Annotated in this window: 13 protein-coding genes and 1 riboswitch; of the genes, 12 read left to right on the top strand and 1 reads right to left on the bottom strand. The window is 37.4% G+C overall.

Going from position 1 to position 17,598, the window contains the following annotated elements; genetic code table 11:
* The first annotated feature begins 11 nt into the window (after positions 1-11).
* From bshC to pckA, 5 genes are all read left to right on the top strand, one after another.
* Positions 12-1,598 carry a bacillithiol biosynthesis cysteine-adding enzyme BshC gene (gene bshC / locus JI747_RS06445; protein WP_225687090.1) on the top strand — a complete coding sequence of 529 codons (1,587 nt, stop codon included), beginning with the start codon at positions 12-14 and terminating at the stop codon, positions 1,596-1,598.
* Between the two features lie 38 nt (positions 1,599-1,636).
* Positions 1,637-3,565, top strand: a complete 1,929-nt coding sequence (locus JI747_RS06440; protein WP_225687088.1) for a LysM peptidoglycan-binding domain-containing protein — start codon at positions 1,637-1,639, stop codon at positions 3,563-3,565.
* 65 nt (positions 3,566-3,630) lie between these two features.
* On the top strand, positions 3,631-4,506 hold the full coding sequence (gene fabD / locus JI747_RS06435; protein ID WP_225687086.1) for an ACP S-malonyltransferase: 876 nt from the start codon (positions 3,631-3,633) through the stop codon (positions 4,504-4,506).
* Between the two features lie 15 nt (positions 4,507-4,521).
* The gene (locus JI747_RS06430; protein ID WP_225687084.1) at positions 4,522-5,424 is read left to right on the top strand and encodes a GYDIA family GHMP kinase; all 903 of its coding nucleotides are present in this window, start codon (positions 4,522-4,524) and stop codon (positions 5,422-5,424) included.
* A 130-nt stretch (positions 5,425-5,554) separates the two neighbouring features.
* Entirely contained in the window at positions 5,555-7,174 is a 1,620-nt protein-coding gene (pckA, locus tag JI747_RS06425; RefSeq protein ID WP_225687082.1) for a phosphoenolpyruvate carboxykinase (ATP), read from the top strand.
* 117 nt (positions 7,175-7,291) lie between these two features.
* Here the strand turns inward: pckA and JI747_RS06420 are convergent, their stop codons facing one another.
* Positions 7,292-7,699 (bottom strand): type II 3-dehydroquinate dehydratase, encoded by a 408-nt coding sequence (locus JI747_RS06420; protein WP_225687081.1) that lies wholly within the window; start codon positions 7,697-7,699, stop codon positions 7,292-7,294.
* Positions 7,700-8,029: 330 nt separating this feature from the next.
* Positions 8,030-8,128: riboswitch (SAM riboswitch) on the top strand.
* Between the two features lie 83 nt (positions 8,129-8,211).
* On the opposite strand from JI747_RS06420, the gene JI747_RS06415 reads away from it, so the two are divergent.
* From JI747_RS06415 to JI747_RS06385, 7 genes are all read left to right on the top strand, one after another.
* Positions 8,212-11,121, top strand: a complete 2,910-nt coding sequence (locus tag JI747_RS06415) for a SusC/RagA family TonB-linked outer membrane protein (protein WP_225687080.1) — start codon at positions 8,212-8,214, stop codon at positions 11,119-11,121.
* A gap of 17 nt (positions 11,122-11,138) precedes the next feature.
* Positions 11,139-12,632, top strand: coding sequence for a RagB/SusD family nutrient uptake outer membrane protein (locus tag JI747_RS06410; protein ID WP_225687079.1), 1,494 nt, complete (start codon positions 11,139-11,141; stop codon positions 12,630-12,632).
* A gap of 465 nt (positions 12,633-13,097) precedes the next feature.
* Entirely contained in the window at positions 13,098-13,517 is a 420-nt protein-coding gene (locus JI747_RS06405; RefSeq protein WP_225687078.1) for a Fur family transcriptional regulator, read from the top strand.
* A 45-nt stretch (positions 13,518-13,562) separates the two neighbouring features.
* Positions 13,563-15,515 carry a heavy metal translocating P-type ATPase gene (locus JI747_RS06400; protein ID WP_225687077.1) on the top strand — a complete coding sequence of 651 codons (1,953 nt, stop codon included), beginning with the start codon at positions 13,563-13,565 and terminating at the stop codon, positions 15,513-15,515.
* 556 nt (positions 15,516-16,071) lie between these two features.
* A complete protein-coding gene (locus tag JI747_RS06395; RefSeq protein ID WP_225687076.1) occupies positions 16,072-16,434 on the top strand; it encodes a hypothetical protein in 363 nt (120 codons plus the stop codon).
* Between the two features lie 207 nt (positions 16,435-16,641).
* Positions 16,642-16,917, top strand: a complete 276-nt coding sequence (locus JI747_RS06390) for a YHS domain-containing protein (protein WP_225687075.1) — start codon at positions 16,642-16,644, stop codon at positions 16,915-16,917.
* Complete coding sequence (locus tag JI747_RS06385; RefSeq protein WP_225687073.1) at positions 16,904-17,584, top strand: SCO family protein; 681 nt, start codon at positions 16,904-16,906, stop codon at positions 17,582-17,584. Before JI747_RS06390 ends, JI747_RS06385 begins: the two co-directional genes overlap by 14 nt.
* Positions 17,585-17,598: the final 14 nt, after the last annotated feature.

Genomic DNA, 17,598 nt, shown 5'->3' with positions numbered 1-17,598 from the left:
TTTACACCAGGTTGAAAACTATTAATAAAATATCATTTCAGGATATACAAAGCATTCCTCAGTTAGTAAAAGACTTTTTGAATCAGAAAATTGAGGGATTTGAAGAAAATACATTTTCTATAGATAATTTTAGAAATCAGATTTATGTAAAGCAGAATGCTTTTTCTTCAGAACAAAGAACGGTTTTATTTAATGCTCTCGAAAAGCAGCTTTCAGATGTTAAGCTTTCTTCGAAACAGCAAGAACATTTAGAGAGCTTAAAGCAGCCGAATACATTCACAATCACTACAGGTCATCAGCTTAATCTCTTTTCGGGCCCGGCTTTCTTTGTGTACAAGATTTTACAAACGGTAAAAACATGTACATACTTAAAAGAAAACTTTCCGGATTTTAATTTTGTTCCGGTATACTGGATGGCTTCAGAAGATCACGATTTTGTGGAGATCAACCATTTTAAAACAGAAGCCAATTATTACGAAACCAACGAAAAATCGGGTGGTGCTGTAGGAAGAATCCATATTCATGATACCCACTTTATTTCAGAATTTGAGAAAGAATTCAAAGATTCTATTTTTGGGACAGAATTGATTTTGATGTTAAAAGAATCTTACAAAACAGGAAATACACTGACAGATGCGATCAGGATTTTGGTAAACAGACTGTTCTCTGAATTTGGATTGTTGATTTTGGACGGAGACTCAAAAGAACTTAAAAATCAGGTTAAAGATATTTTCAAAGATGAGCTGCTGAATTTTGGCTTAAATAAAGCGTCCAAAGAAAAAGTTGATTTCCTTACCGAGAAATACGGAAAAGTTCAGGTAAACCCCCGTGAGATTAATTTGTTTTATCTTTCAGAAACTAGAGACCGAATTGATTTTGATGGGAAAAACTATTTTGTTGTAGATAAAAATATTTCGTTCACGGAAGAAGAAATTTTGAACGAACTGGAAAGCACTCCTGAAAAATTCAGTCCCAATGCTTTGATGCGTCCGGTGTATCAGGAATGTGTTTTACCTAATTTGGCTTATATCGGAGGAAATGCAGAGATCATGTATTGGCTGGAGTTGAAAGATTATTTCAAAAAAATAAATATTTCTTTTCCGGTTCTCATTCCGAGAAATTCAATGCTGTTTTTAAAAGAAAAGACAATCGGGAAAATTCAGAAGCTGAATCTTAAAATAGAGGATTTCTTTGAAAACTTCACTACCATTATCAATCATAAAATAGTTGAAGATAATAGTATTCTAAGACTGTTAGAAGAAAAAGAAAACCTGTTGGTCAATAATTTTTCTGAACTGAAAGCTGTTGCAGAAACTACAGAAAAATCTTTTGGAAATATGGTGAAAGCAGAAGAGGTGAGACAACTGAAATCATTTAACAGAATGAAAAAACGTCTTCTTCATGCAGAAAAAATAAAACAAAGCGAATTACTGGAAAGATTGGAAAACCTGTTTCTGGATGTACATCCTTCCAAAAACTGGCAGGAAAGAGTCTACAATTTTAGCGTGTTTTTTGCTGACTTTGGGTATTCATGGCTTGAAACTTGTTTAGAAGAAATGGTGGTTCAGGAATCCAAATTGATTATTGTTGCCATTTAATTTTAAAGAAGTATTTTTGTAAATAATAACGATCTATTATGATAAAGAGGTTTTTTATTTTGTCCAGTTTATGTATGGTTTTAGGAGCATCTGCTCAGAAATCACATACCGTTGTTAAAGGAGATACTCCTTACAATATTGCTAAAAAATACGGAATAACTGTCGATGAATTACTTAAACTGAACCCTAAATTTAAAGAAGGGAAATTGGCTATTGGTGATATTTTAACAGTGAAATCAGGAACGGCTTCAGTGTCTAAAACAACCACTGTTGAAAAACCAAAGACAAATACTGCTTCTCAGTCGGGGAAAATTATTTTACAGCCGAAACAGACCATCTACGGAATTACGAAGCAATACCATATTTCCGAAGCAGATCTTAGAACGCTCAATCCTGATCTTGAGTCTCACATGAAAATAGGAGACGAGATCACTTTACCTCTAGAAAACATCAAAAAATATGGAGGAAATGAACAACATGTTGCTGTAACTACACCAACAGTAACCTCTAAACCTGTTGAGAAACCTGCCGATACTAATACCGTTGCAGACGGAGAATACGTTATACAGGCCAAAGATAATTACTATAGAGTTTCAAAACAATTCAACATTACCCAAAAAGAATTATTTACTTTAAACCCAGGGTTAGAAGAAAGAGGATTGAAGCCGGGAGAAAAAATTATCGTTAAAAAAACAAATACAGACATAGCTTCTGAACCAGTTAACTCAAAAGAGAAAATGGATTCAGGAAGTGCAAAAACTGTTACAACCTCAGAAGCTGTTGCAGGGGACGATTTCGTTACCTATACCGTTCAGCAGGGAGATACGGTTTTCTCTATTGTAAATAAATTCGGAATCTCTATTGATGAATTAATCGCTCTGAACCCTGATTTATCACACGGATTAAAAGCGGGAATGGTTTTAAAAATCAAAAAACAAGATCCTGCTTATATAAAGAAAAACGGAGATGCTTTAAGTGTTGTTTTAATGCTTCCTTTCGGATACAGTACCAACGAAACGCAGTATAGAACCATGGCGATGGATTTCCTTACAGGGGCAAAAGTTGCCATCGAAAGAAACGCAAGAAACGGTCAGAAGCTGGAAATTAAGATCGTGGATTCCGGTAACGAGGGAACTTTTAAAAGCTCTTTGACACAAATCAATCCTGATAATACGGATTTGATTATCGGCCCGTTCTTCAAGTCAAATGTCATTGATGTTTTAGACTTTACGAAAAATCAAAAAATACCGATTGTTGCTCCTTTTGCCAACTCTCCGGAATTATATAACTATAGCAACCTGATCATTGTAGAAACAAACGATCAGACCTATGCAGATAAAATAGTGGATGAAGTAAGAGGTACTTACTCTGATCAGAAAATTTATATTGTTGCAGACAGTAAAAAAACGAATGCAAATTATATCAAGAGCGGTTTAGAAAAAGTGCTTAAAAAACCTAATGTGGTGATCGTTAATTCAGCTTCTGAAATTCAATTAGATCAGAATATGATGACGGGACAGTCTGCTCCTGTGATTGCTATTTTAGCCAATGACAGTAATGACGTGGGAGAAGCTTTTGCAAATAAAGTAATTTCGCTTTCCAAAGACGTACAGGGAATAAAAGCATTCAGTATGTATTATGCACCTGTTTTTGAGAAAAAAGTAGATGAGCTTAGTCAGGCGAATTTAGTCTATCTTATGGATAGAAAAATTAATGCAGACGGCAGCTTCGAAAAAGAAATTTTAGCAGCGTACAAAAGTAAATATTGCAAAACGCCTCCGAAATATGCTATTATCGGGTTCGATGTTGTGAATGACATGCTGACAAGAGAAAATAAAAAAGGAGAGATCTTCAGACAAATGAATAAAGTACAGACTCAGTTGGCGACCAAATTTGAATTTGTAAAGTCAAAAGCCAATGGTGCTTACGTAAATACTGGCTATAGAGTGATTAGGTTAGTTCCTTAAATGATTTAATTCACTTAAAGATATTCTTAATTATACTTATATTTGCAAAATATTTAAATCAGTACATGAAAGCACTTGTATTTCCTGGGCAGGGTTCTCAGTTCATAGGAATGGGAAAAGAATTGTATGATTCTAGAAAAGACATTAAGGACTTGATGGAATCTGCCAATGAAATTTTAGGGTTCGATATTCTTTCTATTATGTTTAATGGAGTAGATGAAGATCTTAAAAAGACTGAGGTTACCCAACCTTCAATTTTTATACATTCAGTGGCTGCGCTTAAAGCAGTAAACGGTCTTGGAGCTGAAATGGTTGCAGGACATTCTTTAGGAGAATTTTCAGCGTTAGTTGCCAATGGAGTTTTATCTTTTGATGATGGTCTGAAGCTGGTTTCCGAAAGAGCTAAAGCGATGCAGGCAGCTTGTGATGCAAATCCAAGTTCTATGGCAGCTATTTTAGGATTGGAAGATGCTAAAGTGGAAGAGATCTGCGCACAAATCAGTGGAATCGTAGTTCCTGCCAATTACAACTGTCCTGGACAATTGGTAATTTCTGGTGAAACGGCTGCTGTTGAAGAAGCTTGCGTGAAATTAAAAGAAGCAGGAGCGAAAAGAGCATTGTTGTTACCTGTAAACGGTGCATTCCATTCTCCATTGATGCAACCTGCACAAGAAAGATTGGCGGCTGCAATTGAGCAGACAAAATTCAGAAATGCAACAATTCCTGTGTATCAGAATATCACAACTACGGCTGTGACAAATCCTGAAGAAATCAAGCAGAACTTAATTGCACAATTGACAGGTCCTGTAAAATGGACACAATCAGTTCAAAATATGATTAAAGATGGGGCAACTAACTTTATTGAAGTGGGTCCTGGAAAAACGCTACAAGGATTGATCAAGAAAATTGATGGTTCGGTAGACGTAGCTTCTGCAATCTAAATTAAATAAAAAATCATGGGCGAGATATTTTCACCGGGAAAGCTAATGCTTACTTCAGAATATTTCGCAATGGATGGAGCTCTTGTCTTAGCGGTACCTACCAAGTTGGGACAAGAGTTTTCTTTTGAAGAAAAAGATGATGAAAAATCTCTGATTTTTTGGGAAGCCTATCATCAAAACAAACTCTGGTTAAAAGTTGCCATAGATTACCAAAACTGGCAGATTTTAGAAACCAATATTCCATCAAGTGCTGAATTTATTTTAAAAACATTAAAAAACGTTCAAGCACTTCCTACTATTAAATTCAAAAATAACTTTACCTATCATTTAAAGACTAATCTTCAGTTTCCTGCAGATTACGGTTTGGGCAGTAGTTCCACTTTAATGACCAATCTTGCGGAATGGGCACAGATTGATCCTTTCCATTTAAATAAGATAAGCTTAGGAGGGAGCGGTTATGATATTGCGGTGGCAAAAGAGAAATCTGCTGTCCTTTTTCAGAGCGTTCCAGAGATTAAATATGAAAAGGTGAATTTTGATCCTCCTTTTAAAAATGAGCTTATTTTTATTCACTTAAATCAGAAGCAGGATAGCCGTGAAGGAATCAACCTTTACAAGTCAAAAAGAAGGTCTCAAAATCGGGTTGATGAATTTTCGAATCTTACAAGAAATATTTTACTATGTAATGAATTGAAAAATTTTTCTCAACTAATGTTGATTCATGAGCAAAGAATTTCTGATTTTCTTGAAATTCCGACAGTTAAAGAGCGGTTGTTCGCTGATTGTCCGGTATTTATAAAAAGTTTGGGTGCTTGGGGCGGAGATTTTGTAATGAGCTCAAAATTTGAGGGCTTTAAGGACTATTTTTGGGGAAAAGGTTTTCGCACAATTTTTGAGTATTCCGATTTAATCGATTGATAATAAGTTTTTTACAAACTTGTTTTTTTATTTGCCATTCTGACTTATATCATTATATTTAGACCACTTTTAACAATTAATTAATATTAATTTTGTTGAACAAGAAAAGAAATAGAAAAATATAAGTAAAATGAAAAACGCTAAAATCATCCAAGATTTAGAAAAATTAGGGATTAAAGGAGACTATGAAGTAATATGTAATCCTTCGTATGAAGAATTATATCAGGCTGAAGTTTCTCCTGATAATCAGGGGTTTGAAAAAGCTGAGCTTACAGAGTCTGGTGCGGTATCGGTAAAAACTGGAATTTTCACAGGTCGTTCACCTAAAGATAGATATATAGTTCAGGATGATGTTACAAGAGAAACAATTTTCTGGGATGGTAAAGTAAACTTGCCAACAACACCGGAGATTTTTACATCTTGTAAAGATTTAGTGCTGAACCAACTTTCTGATGCGAAAAAAATCTATGTAGTAGATGCTTTCTGTGGAACAAACGTAGACACAAGATTAAAAGTAAGGTTCATCGTTGAAGTAGCGTGGCAGGCGCATTTCGTTACTAATATGTTTATCCGTCCTTCTCACTACGAGTTGGAAAACTTCGGAGAGCCGGATTTCACTGTAATCAACGGTTCTAAAACAACAAACCCGAACTGGGAAGCTCAGGGATTAAACTCTGAAAACTTTGTAATGTTCAATCTTACTGAAAAGATTCAGATCATTGGAGGAACTTGGTATGGTGGAGAAATGAAGAAAGGAATGTTCGCGATGATGAACTACTATCTTCCATTAAAAGGAATGGCTTCTATGCACTGTTCTGCAAACGTAGGTGAAGAAGGAGATGTTGCTCTTTTCTTCGGACTTTCAGGAACAGGAAAAACAACATTATCTGCAGACCCGAAAAGATACCTTATTGGTGATGACGAACATGGTTGGGATAACAACGGAGTATTCAACTATGAAGGAGGTTGCTATGCAAAAGTAATCGACCTTTCTGCTGAAAAAGAACCGGACATTTTCGCTGCAATCAAAAGAGATGCATTATTGGAAAACGTTGTAGTAAATAATGGCGTAGCTGATTATACAGACGGATCTATCACTGAGAACACAAGAGTTTCTTATCCGATTTATCATATCAATAAAATTGTTTTGCCTTCAAAAGCGGGACACGCGAAGAAGATTGTTTACCTTTCTGCAGACGCATTCGGAGTATTGCCTCCGGTTTCTGTGTTGAATGAAGATCAGGCACAATACCACTTCCTTTGCGGATATACATCAAAATTAGCAGGAACGGAAAGAGGAATTACTGAACCGGAACCATCTTTCTCTCCGGCATTTGGAGAAGCATTCTTAACATTACACCCAACAATGTATTCAAAAACATTGATCGGGAAAATGAAAGAGCATGGTGCAAAAGCTTACTTGGTAAACACAGGTTGGAACGGTACAGGGAAAAGAATTTCTTTGAAAGATACAAGAGCAATTATTGATGCAATTATCGACGGTTCTATCGAAAATGCACCTAAAACAATCGTTCCTATCATGAATCTTGAAATTCCGACAGCATTACCAAACGTATCTGAAGGTATCCTTGATCCTAGAGATACTTATAACGATGCTTCAGAATGGGAAGAAAAAGCAAAAGACTTGGCGGCAAGATACATCAAGAACTTTGAGCAGTATTGTAATACAGAAGAAGGGAAAAAATTGATTCCTTCAGGGCCTCAGTTACAAGAGCAAACAACAAACTAAAAATAAGAAAACCTCATCATTTGATGAGGTTTTTATTTTATATTTCCTTCTTTAAGATTAGCATATAATTATTTACAAACATCTGCGTCATCTGTGAAATCTGCGGGATAGCATTATTTATTTCAAACTCAAAACAGCCAGCCTGTAACCCTCCATTCCAAACCCAGACAAAACAGCATCACTATTCGCAGCCGTTACAGACTTCTGGCGAAACTCTTCCCTTTTATAAATATTGCTGATATGAACTTCCACTTTCGGCTTTCGGATATTCTTCAAACAATCTGCAATAGCATAAGAATAATGCGTAAAAGCTCCGGGATTAATTATTAAAGCATCAAAATCATCTAATTGAAGTCTGTTAATGATTTCCCCTTCAATATTTGACTGGTAATAAAAGATCTCATGAGAACTAAATTCAGATTGTAATCCTTCCAGATAATCCTCCATTGAAGTTGTTCCGTAAATTTCCGGCTCCCTTGTTCCTAATAAGTTAAGATTAGGCCCGTTGACAATTAAAACTTTCATTCTATAAAATTAAAAAGTTTTTTGAATTAATCGTACGTCAGTTCGAGTGTTTTTCGAAATGAAATGAAGAAAAATGGATCGAGAACGTTCGTAAAACTCAGACATCTGCTCAAAATGAAGATAGAAATCTTATTCAAAATCCCAATTGCAGTATATTTTTATTCATTGCATTATTTTTAATGATATTTCTCATATTTAAAAATTTAACATTTTTTATAACTCTCTATTTTTGTAGGTTTTAAAATAAAATTACGTTAATTTTTATAAAATTTATATTTAAATTTTTAAAGTCTACTTGTTTTGTAGACTTTTTGTTTTTAGATTTGCAACGGCTTATAAAGAAAGATGGAGGGAACTGACCCTGTGAAATCTTAACAACCTGCATCGTGCAAGGTGTTACATTCAGCCTTGAAAAAGGACAGATGAGCAAAGCGTTAATCATGATTATTGATGCTGTTTGCTGTCTTTTTTATAAAAGGCTAATATTTAATAAATAGCAAATAAAATTGATTATGATTAATAAAAGTTTAATTATTTCTAAAGTTTGGATTCCGCCAGTTGCTGCATTCTTTCTGGGAGTGGTCAATGTAAATGGTCAGGAAATAAAAAAAGATACACTTCATGAAAAAGAAATAGATGAAGTGGTGGTCGTAGCTTACGGAAAAGCTAAAAAAAACAGTTATACAGGTTCGGTAGCGACTATTTCAAGTGAAAAAATTAATAACAGACCTGTTACCAACATCACAAAAGCGTTGGAAGGGCAGGTTCCGGGACTTCAGGCGGTAAGTTCTTCGGGACAGCCGGGTTCTACTGCTTCTATCAGAATCCGTGGAATTGGTTCTATCAGTGCGTCGAGCAATCCGCTGTTTGTGGTAGATGGAATTCCTTTCGATGGAAACATCAACTCGATCAGTCCCAATGATATTGAATCCATCAGCGTACTGAAAGACGCTACGGCAAGTTCATTGTACGGTTCCAGAGGAGCAAACGGGGTAATCATCGTTACCACAAAATCCGGAAAAAAAGGCGAAGCGAGAGTAAACTTTAATATAAGCCAGGGTTTCTCAAGCAGAGCAGTGAAGGATTATGAGCAGGTAACCACCGATCAATATTTTCAGTTGTATTGGGAGGCTCTGAGAAACGGATACACATCAAGCCAGGTATCTTCCCAACAGGCGGCGCAAATGGCAACGGATAATTTGGTAAACGCTTTAGGCATCAATCCTTATGGGATTAACTATGCAAAACCTGTAGGAACAGACGGAAAGCTTTTGCCGGGAGCAACTGCCTTATGGAATGACAACTGGAAAGATATTTTGCAGAGAACAGCTTCAAGGAATCAGGTAGATCTGGATTTCAGCGGAGGAAATGAAAAAAGCAATTATTTTTTCTCTTTAGGGTATTTGGATGATAAAGGGATAGCGATTGAATCTGGATTTAAAAAATACAGCACAAGATTAAAGATCAATTCCGAGGTCAAAAAATGGCTGAATGTAGGAGCGAACTTAGCCTATACCAACAGCCTTCAGGAAGCTCCGCCTTCATCAGATTCGAGAACGGATAACGTGATCAATGCGGCGAGAATCATTCCGTCGTTCTATCCTTACTATGAAAGAAATGCAGACGGAAGCTACAAACTGGATGGAAGCGGAAATTATATTTATGATTTCGGAAAATACAGACCTACAAGTGCTTTGCAGAATGAAAATGCAGCTGCAACCCTGCCTTTGGATAAAAACGAAAACAGAGAAGACAACTTCTCAGGAAAAGGATTTGCAGAATTTACGTTCCTGCCGGAATTGAAATTCAGATCAAGCTTTTCAGTGGATTTGATCAACTACAATGGTCATTATTATACCAACCCGTTATTGGGAGAAGGGGCTGAAATCGGAGGTTCGGTGACGAAAACCAATTCAAGAACGTTGTCTTATACAACAAGTAATATTCTGACGTACGATAAAAGATTCGGGCAGCATCACATCAATATTTTGGGTGGTCAGGAATTTTATCATTACGAATACCAGACAATTTCAGGAAGCAGAAGCCAGTTCTCATTGCCGTATTATTATGAGCCAGATGCGGCGGCATTACTGGGGAGCTTCACGGGAAATAGCGATCAGTTAGGATTACTGAGCTTTTTGGGAAAAGTAGAATATGATTACAAAAACAGATACTTTGTTTCAGGATCGGTAAGATCAGACGGATCTTCAAGATTCTCTCCCGAAAACAGATGGGGAACATTCTGGTCGGTTGGTGGTTCTTGGAAAGCATCCAATGAAGATTTCATTAAAAATCTAAATATCTTCAACCAGTTAACCCTTCGTGCAAGTTACGGAGGTCAGGGAAATGATAAACTAAGTACCTATTATGCTTACCAGAGTCTGTATGCCTTTTACAATAACCTGGGAGAAGGGGGAACTGTGGCGAGCAAGCTGCCGACTCCGGATCTGAAATGGGAAACCAATCTCAATTTGAATGCAGGTGTTGAATTTGCGATTTTAAATAACAGAATTAAAGGGAATGTAGAATATTTCCAGCGAAAAAGTAAAGACCTTTTATTCGGAATGCCTTTGGCACCATCATTAGGATTTAGCGAATATCAGGCGAATATTGGAGAGCTGAAAAATACAGGTTTTGAGTTTTCATTATTCACCACGCCTATCAAAACAAAAGATTTTGAATGGAATGTAGATGTGAATTTAAGTACATTAAAAAATGAGATCACCAAACTTCCGAAAGGTTCTATTGTAAGTGGAACCAAACTCTTGCAGGTAGGAGGTTCAGTTTATGATTTCTATATTCCGGAATGGATGGGAGTAGATCCCAACAACGGAAATCCGCTTTGGAAAACCATCACCACAGATGCAAACGGAAATACCGTAGAAGGAACCACATCGGAATATGCAAAAGCAACGAAAACATTACAGGGCTCATCACTTCCGAAAGTAATGGGAGGGATTACGACCAGCTTGGCATACAAAAACTTTGATTTCTCCACCTTAGTATCATTTGCGATCGGAGGAAAAATTTTAGATACCGATTATACGATGATGATGCATAACGGAAGTTCAGCAGGAAGAGCGTGGAGCTCGGAAATGCTGAACAGATGGACTCCAGAAAATCCTTATACAGACGTGCCAAAATTAAGTACGACAACTAATAACTGGACTTCAACATCATCCAGATTCTTATACTCAGGAACGTATGCAAGAGTGAAAAATGTGAGTTTGGGATATACCCTTCCGTCAGATTATTTTGAAAAAATCGGATTGAAGAAATTCAGAGTATACGTTCAGGCAGAAAACCTTTTAACATTCTATAAACACAAAGGAATGGATCCTGAGCAGACCCTGGACGGAACAACTTATTACAGATATCCTGCGATGAGAACAATCACTTTCGGGGTACAGGCAACTCTTTAATATTTAAAATGAAAACAATGAAAAAATTAATATATATATCTTTTGCACTAATCACGGCATTGTCTTTAGCAAGCTGTGAAAGTGATCTGGAAACGGCTCCTACCAATCAGGCGAATGAAGAGGAGGTTTTCAAAACAGCAGAAAGTGCAGAAACAGTCATTAATGGAACCTGGGCAAAATTTAATGATGACGGGACTACCTATTCCAACATCGGATACTCAACGGTACTGAGAACCAGCGATGCGATGGGAAGCGATGTGGCGGTTTTAACCAATAAATACGGTTTTCCCGGAGCGTATGCTTTCACAGATTTGGTGAATAATACAGGAAGCAGACCGCTTTTCATCTGGAGCTTGCTGTATTCTACCATCAATAATATGAATAATGTTCTGGCAAGAATTGACGGAGTGGAAGGTAGTCAGGACAAAAAAGATCAGGTGAAAGGTCAGGCAAAGGCTTTGAGAGCATTTTGTTATTTAAATCTCGCGAGTTTCTACCAGTTCAGTTATTTAAAAGATAAAACGGCATTAACGGCTCCGATTTATACAGAACCGACAACCACAAGCTCTGTAGGAAAGAAAAAAGCCAGCCTGGAAGAAATTTATACTTTAATTAAAAGCGATCTTACAGACGCAGACAATCTGCTTCAGAACTATTCACGAAATAACAAAGACAAAATCGACAGATCTGTTGTAAACGGATTATTGGCAAGAGTTTATCTAAATACAGGCGACTGGGCAAAAGCGGCAGCTTCTGCAAAAATTGCAAGAAACGGATATGCTCTGATGACTGCCGAAAAATATAAAGACGGGTTCAATGACATCAGCAACGGAGAATGGATCTGGGGACACGGGCAAACGCAGGAACAGTCGGGTGAAAGTTATGCGTTCCACTTTTTAGATGTATCCTCATCAGGAAGCTATTATTACAGCTTTATGGCAGACCCTTACTTCAAAGATTTGTTTGATACCAATGATATCCGTTATTCCCTGTTCTCATGGGACGGAAATCCGGGAAGAGAAGGCCTTTTACGATATGCTAAGTTTAAATTTAAAGCCAATCTGATTGCTGATATCGTTTTCATGAGAGCCGCTGAAATGTATTTGATTGAAGCCGAAGCCGAAGCCAGAAGCGGAAATGTAACGAATGCTGTCACCGTTTTAAACCAATTGAAGCTGGCCAGAAATGCCAATCAGTATTCAGGTTCTTTGGCGCAGAATGATGTCATTAAAGAAGTTTTAATTGAAAGAAGAAAAGAACTGTTTGGGGAAGGATTTGGATTGTCAGACATTATCAGAACCCAGGGAACTGTCGTGAGAAAGCCGTTTACCGATACAAACGGGCAGGCTGTTCAGGTGCAGATCACTACTCCGGACGGGGTTGTAAAAACAGTGAACGGAAGAGGGCATACCATTTTTGCATTCCCGGATCAGTCAGCTTTCGTAGCCAACAGCAGATATTATTTGTTCTCCATTCCGCAGAAGGAAATAGAGAACAATCCGAACTTATAGTTTAGTTTTTAAATTTCTCGAAAGAGAGAAAGCCACTGCATCATGTAGTGGCTTTTTTGTTGAAGGAGGTTTCGAAGTCCCTGCAGCCGGTTCCGAAGTGGGTAAGGGGTGGTTTCGAACCCCCTGTAGGGAGGTGATCAACCGGTAAAAAGGGGTTGTGAAGTACCTGCTTGGGCTTTGATAACCGGTGACAGGAGGTTCCGGACCGCCGGTTTGGGGGTGTCATACCCCTGATTACCAGTTAGGAACCCCGTGTAAGCACTTGATGAACCCCTTTCAGCCTGTTGAAGACCGTGTACAGAGAGTAAAGAACCTGCTTCATCCCTATTTGCAATAGGATTGCAATACCTTTGGAAATACTTTTGCATACTTAGTAAATGGCTGATAGATGTAAACAGAAGCAGCCAATGATGAAAACATTGAAAAAACAACTAACTTTGAGAGAAGTACACAAAACCCCGAAGAATGAAAACGCACATCGAAGATAAACTGATAAATAAAAATACCAAGCCCACAAGCATGAGAATTTTGGTGTATGATTTTTTGAGTTCTCAAGAAGCGGCCATGTCTTTATCTGAAATCGAAAACCATTTCGAAAATGCCGATCGTACAACGATTTACAGAACACTGAAGACCTTTGAAGAAAAAGGGGTGGTTCACAGTATTCAGGAGAATTCCACTACCAAATACAAACTTTGCCATGACGGGTGTGATGAAAATACCCACAAAGACTGGCATCTTCATTTCTACTGCAAGATCTGCAAACAGACCACCTGCAAAGAAGATATTTCCTTCCCTGAAAATATACAGACCAATTTTAGAATCGATGAAATAAGACTCTTTGCCAAAGGAATCTGTGAAAACTGTCTTGAAAGTTTGCAATAGTGTTGCATTCTGTTTACCCTTAATTTTGATTAAAATTTTTAAGTTATGGAAGAATGCTGCAGCACAAAACCGAAAAAAGAACACAATCATGAAGGGCATGATCACGATCACGGCCATTCCCATGATACAGGAGATCAGTCTGTATTTCAGATGTTTCTCCCTGCAGTGGTCTCTTTTGCATTATTACTCATAGGGATCGCTTTAGATTATTATATAAAACCCGGTTGGTTTACCGGCTGGGTTCGTTTGGTGTGGTATCTGGTTGCCTACATTCCCGTTGGTCTTCCTGTTTTAAAAGAAGCTTATGAAAGCATCACAAAAGGAGATGTTTTTTCTGAGTTTTTCTTAATGGGAATTGCGACCGTAGGTGCTTTTGCCATCGGAGAATATCCCGAAGGTGTTGCGGTAATGCTTTTCTATTCGGTGGGGGAAGTCTTTCAGGCAATGGCGGTGACCAGAGCAAAAAGCAATATCAAATCCTTACTCGATCAGCGTCCCGATGAGGTAACCGTTTTAAAAGACGGCAAACCAGAAACCGTAAAAGCTGAAAAAGTAAATATCGGTGACATCATTCAGTTGAAATCCGGTGAAAAACTGGGTCTGGACGGAGAATTATTATCCGAAACGGCATCATTCAATACATCCGCATTGACCGGGGAAAGCAAACCGGATACAAAAACCAAAGGAGAAACCGTCTTGGCGGGGATGATTAATTTAAATACCGTGAGTCAGGTTAAAGTAACGACCGCTTATAAAGACAGTAAGCTGAGCAAGATTTTAGAATTGGTTCAGAATGCTACGGCTCAGAAAGCCCCCACAGAATTATTCATCAGAAAATTTGCGAAAATTTACACCCCCATTGTAGTATTTCTGGCTATAGGAATTACACTATTACCGTATTTGTTTGTAGAAGATTATCAGTTTAAAACATGGCTGTACAGAGCATTGGTATTCCTGGTAATTTCCTGCCCTTGTGCATTGGTGATTTCTATTCCGTTGGGATATTTCGGAGGAATAGGAGCAGGAAGCCGGAACGGGATTTTATTCAAAGGAAGTAATTTCCTCGATGTGCTGGCAAATGTTCAGAATGTAGTGATGGACAAAACGGGAACGATGACGGAAGGTGTTTTCAAAGTACAGCAGGTAGACTTTTCTACTGAATATAATAAAGACGAAATTTTAAAACTCGTCAATGCCTTGGAAAGTAAAAGTTCGCATCCCGTTGCAACCGCCATCCATGAATATGTAGGAGAAATCGATCACTCCATCCCTCTGGAAAATGTGGAAGAAATTGCAGGACAAGGCCTGAAAGCAACCATCAACGGGAAAGAACTACTGGTCGGGAATTTCAAACTGATGGATGTCTTCAATATCAGTCACAGCATCAACCCTGAAAAAATTGTCTATACGTTAATCGCCGTGGCCTACGATAAAAAATTTGTGGGATATTTAACGATCGCAGATTCTATCAAAACCGATGCGCAATTAACCATCAATAAATTGAAATCGCTAGGTGTAAAAACTACCATGCTGAGCGGCGACAAAACCTCCGTTGTACAGTATGTTGCCGATACCTTGGGAATTCAGAATGCGTACGGAGATCTTTTGCCTGAAGATAAAGTAAACAAGGTAAAAGAAATCAAAGCGAAAAACCAGACCGTTGCCTTTGTAGGAGACGGAGTGAATGATGCACCGGTAGTTGCTTTAAGTGATGTGGGAATTGCCATGGGCGGACTAGGAAGTGATGCAACCATTGAAACGGCAGATGTTGTCATTCAGGATGATATGCCGAGTAAAATTCCGATGGCGATCAATATAGGGAAACAAACTAAAAAAATAGTCTGGCAGAATATTACGCTGGCGTTTGCAATCAAAGCAATTGTTCTTGTGCTGGGAGCAGGAGGATTGGCAACGATGTGGGAAGCTGTGTTTGCCGATGTGGGAGTTGCCTTATTGGCTATTTTAAATGCGGTAAGAATCCAGCGGATGAAATTTTAATGAGTTTGGAAGCAGGAAGATGGATGCTGGAAGTTTAAAATATGGCGTTTCAAAATTTAAATATAAAATAAAACGATTTTAAATCATCAATAGGAACGGGCTTTAGCCCGTTTTTTATTGGCATTCATTCAATTTGGCTTTAGCCGAATTTATTTTCTCTCCGGATGATTTCGCATATTTTCTTTTTTTAATTTAGAATATATAGATCTGCATAATCTGCCTAATCAGCGAGAGAAAAAAATCTACATCCAATTAGCATTCATGAAATAAGTGGTAAACAGATCTCTTGGATATTAAAATGATTTCAACGATCTGTGTAATCTGTGGGAAAGTTATTATAAAATTTTCTCTCCCGCAGATCCGCAGATTTGGCAGATGATTGCGCATATTTTCTTTTTTTAAGTTAGAATGTAAAGATCTGCATAATCAGCCCAATCAGCGAGAGCAAAAAAAATCTAAGGACAATCAGGAGTACAAATAAAATAACAATGACTTTCATCATAAATCAATCATAAAAACAAAATACAGTAGTATATTTGTAACACAGAATTGATCGTTGAAGTTTTTCATTTCCATATTCATTGTTTTCACGATAGCATTACGCCCCGTTTTGCCGTTGATTAATTACGCGGTTAATTACGATTACATTGTGAAAAATCTTTGTGAGAACAGAAATGTTCCCCAATCAACCTGTAAAGGAAAATGCTACGTTGAAAAAGAACTGGCGAAAACAGAAAAGCAGTCTAGCAACAGCCAAAACGTGAAAATTGCAGGGTTAGATGTTTTCCTGTCCCATGAAATTCTTTCATTTTCAGATAAAAAACAATTCGAAATTCCGGTCAAAGAGATAAACCCGGACTATCTCAATGCTCATACTTCAGAATATTCTTCCCGAATATTCCATCCTCCTTTAGCTTAATTTTATTTTAAACTAAATTCTTAGTTTTTTGTTTTTATAAGGATTCATCTTTGCTAATTGTTAAAGCCCTTGCGTACTAAAGAAAAAAGTATTCTGGATTATAAAATCCTGGCGATCTTTGTGTTTAAACAAAACAAAACCAATAGAATTAGTTAAAACCTATCAATTTTCATTCAATACGATTATTAATTTCAATTTAAAATTAAAATGAAATCAAAAATTATTTTAACGGCTTTACTGTCGGTTTCGTTGATGGCCTGTGCTCAGGAAACCCCTAAAGTAAAACATAAAAAAAGCAATACAACGGCGAAATCCGATGCGAAAAAAATAAAATTTGCCAACGCCGTAGACCCGATCTGTAATATGCCGACGGAGTCTGATATGAAGGATACTGCAGTCTATAAAAATAAAACGTACGGTTTTTGCAGTGCTTACTGTAGAGACGAATTCAAGAAAAATCCTGAGAAGTATGTCCAAAAATAAAAAGCCAAACAATACAAAAAGTAAAGTAATTATTCCTATTGCTGTTATTGCCTTGCTTTTTCTGGGGATTGGGGTAGGAATGGGATACTTTAAAAAGAATTTGTATACAGTAATGAAAGTCCCTAACTTTCAACTGACGGATCAGAATAATAAAAAGATCACCAATAAAGATATGCTGGGAAAAGTATATCTGGTAGAATTCTTCTTCAGCAAATGCCCTACGATCTGTCCTGTAATGAATACGAATATGAGAGCGATTGAGGACGAGATCAACAATCCTGATTTCGGAATCATTTCAATAAGCATAGACCCCGAAAATGATACTCCCGAACTACTGAAAGAACACGCCAAAAGAATCGGGGCGAAATCTCCGAACTGGCATTTCCTGACGGGGAACAGAGAGTATATCGGAAAACTGGCTGATCAGTTCAATATTTACGTAGGAGATAAAGAAGATGAAAGTGAAAGTCTTAACCATAGCGGGATGATTGCTCTTGTAGATAAAGAAGGGAACATCCGCTGTCGATACAACAAAGAGAATATGCCGATTCTTTACTATTCAGGATTGAATTACGGAGATCCGGAAGGAAAGACCCCGCAACTGACAGGGAAGTATCATCCGGATAGAGAAATATTAATTGAAGATATCAGGAAATTATTAAAATAAAAATTGTTTAACAC

This window comes from Chryseobacterium tagetis (assembly GCF_016735585.2).
GTDB lineage: Bacteria > Bacteroidota > Bacteroidia > Flavobacteriales > Weeksellaceae > Chryseobacterium > Chryseobacterium tagetis.
This window is presented reverse-complemented; position numbering and strand designations above follow the sequence as displayed.

Coding starts and splice junctions, on each gene's coding strand:
- JI747_RS06440 (WP_225687088.1), top strand. CDS start 1,637: ATGATAAAGAGGTTTTTTATTTTGTCCAGTTTATGTATGGTTTTAGGA.
- fabD (WP_225687086.1), top strand. CDS start 3,631: ATGAAAGCACTTGTATTTCCTGGGCAGGGTTCTCAGTTCATAGGAATG.
- JI747_RS06430 (WP_225687084.1), top strand. CDS start 4,522: ATGGGCGAGATATTTTCACCGGGAAAGCTAATGCTTACTTCAGAATAT.
- pckA (WP_225687082.1), top strand. CDS start 5,555: ATGAAAAACGCTAAAATCATCCAAGATTTAGAAAAATTAGGGATTAAA.
- JI747_RS06420 (WP_225687081.1), bottom strand. CDS start 7,699: ATGAAAGTTTTAATTGTCAACGGGCCTAATCTTAACTTATTAGGAACA.
- JI747_RS06415 (WP_225687080.1), top strand. CDS start 8,212: ATGATTAATAAAAGTTTAATTATTTCTAAAGTTTGGATTCCGCCAGTT.
- JI747_RS06410 (WP_225687079.1), top strand. CDS start 11,139: ATGAAAAAATTAATATATATATCTTTTGCACTAATCACGGCATTGTCT.
- JI747_RS06405 (WP_225687078.1), top strand. CDS start 13,098: ATGAAAACGCACATCGAAGATAAACTGATAAATAAAAATACCAAGCCC.
- JI747_RS06400 (WP_225687077.1), top strand. CDS start 13,563: ATGGAAGAATGCTGCAGCACAAAACCGAAAAAAGAACACAATCATGAA.
- JI747_RS06390 (WP_225687075.1), top strand. CDS start 16,642: ATGAAATCAAAAATTATTTTAACGGCTTTACTGTCGGTTTCGTTGATG.
- JI747_RS06385 (WP_225687073.1), top strand. CDS start 16,904: ATGTCCAAAAATAAAAAGCCAAACAATACAAAAAGTAAAGTAATTATT.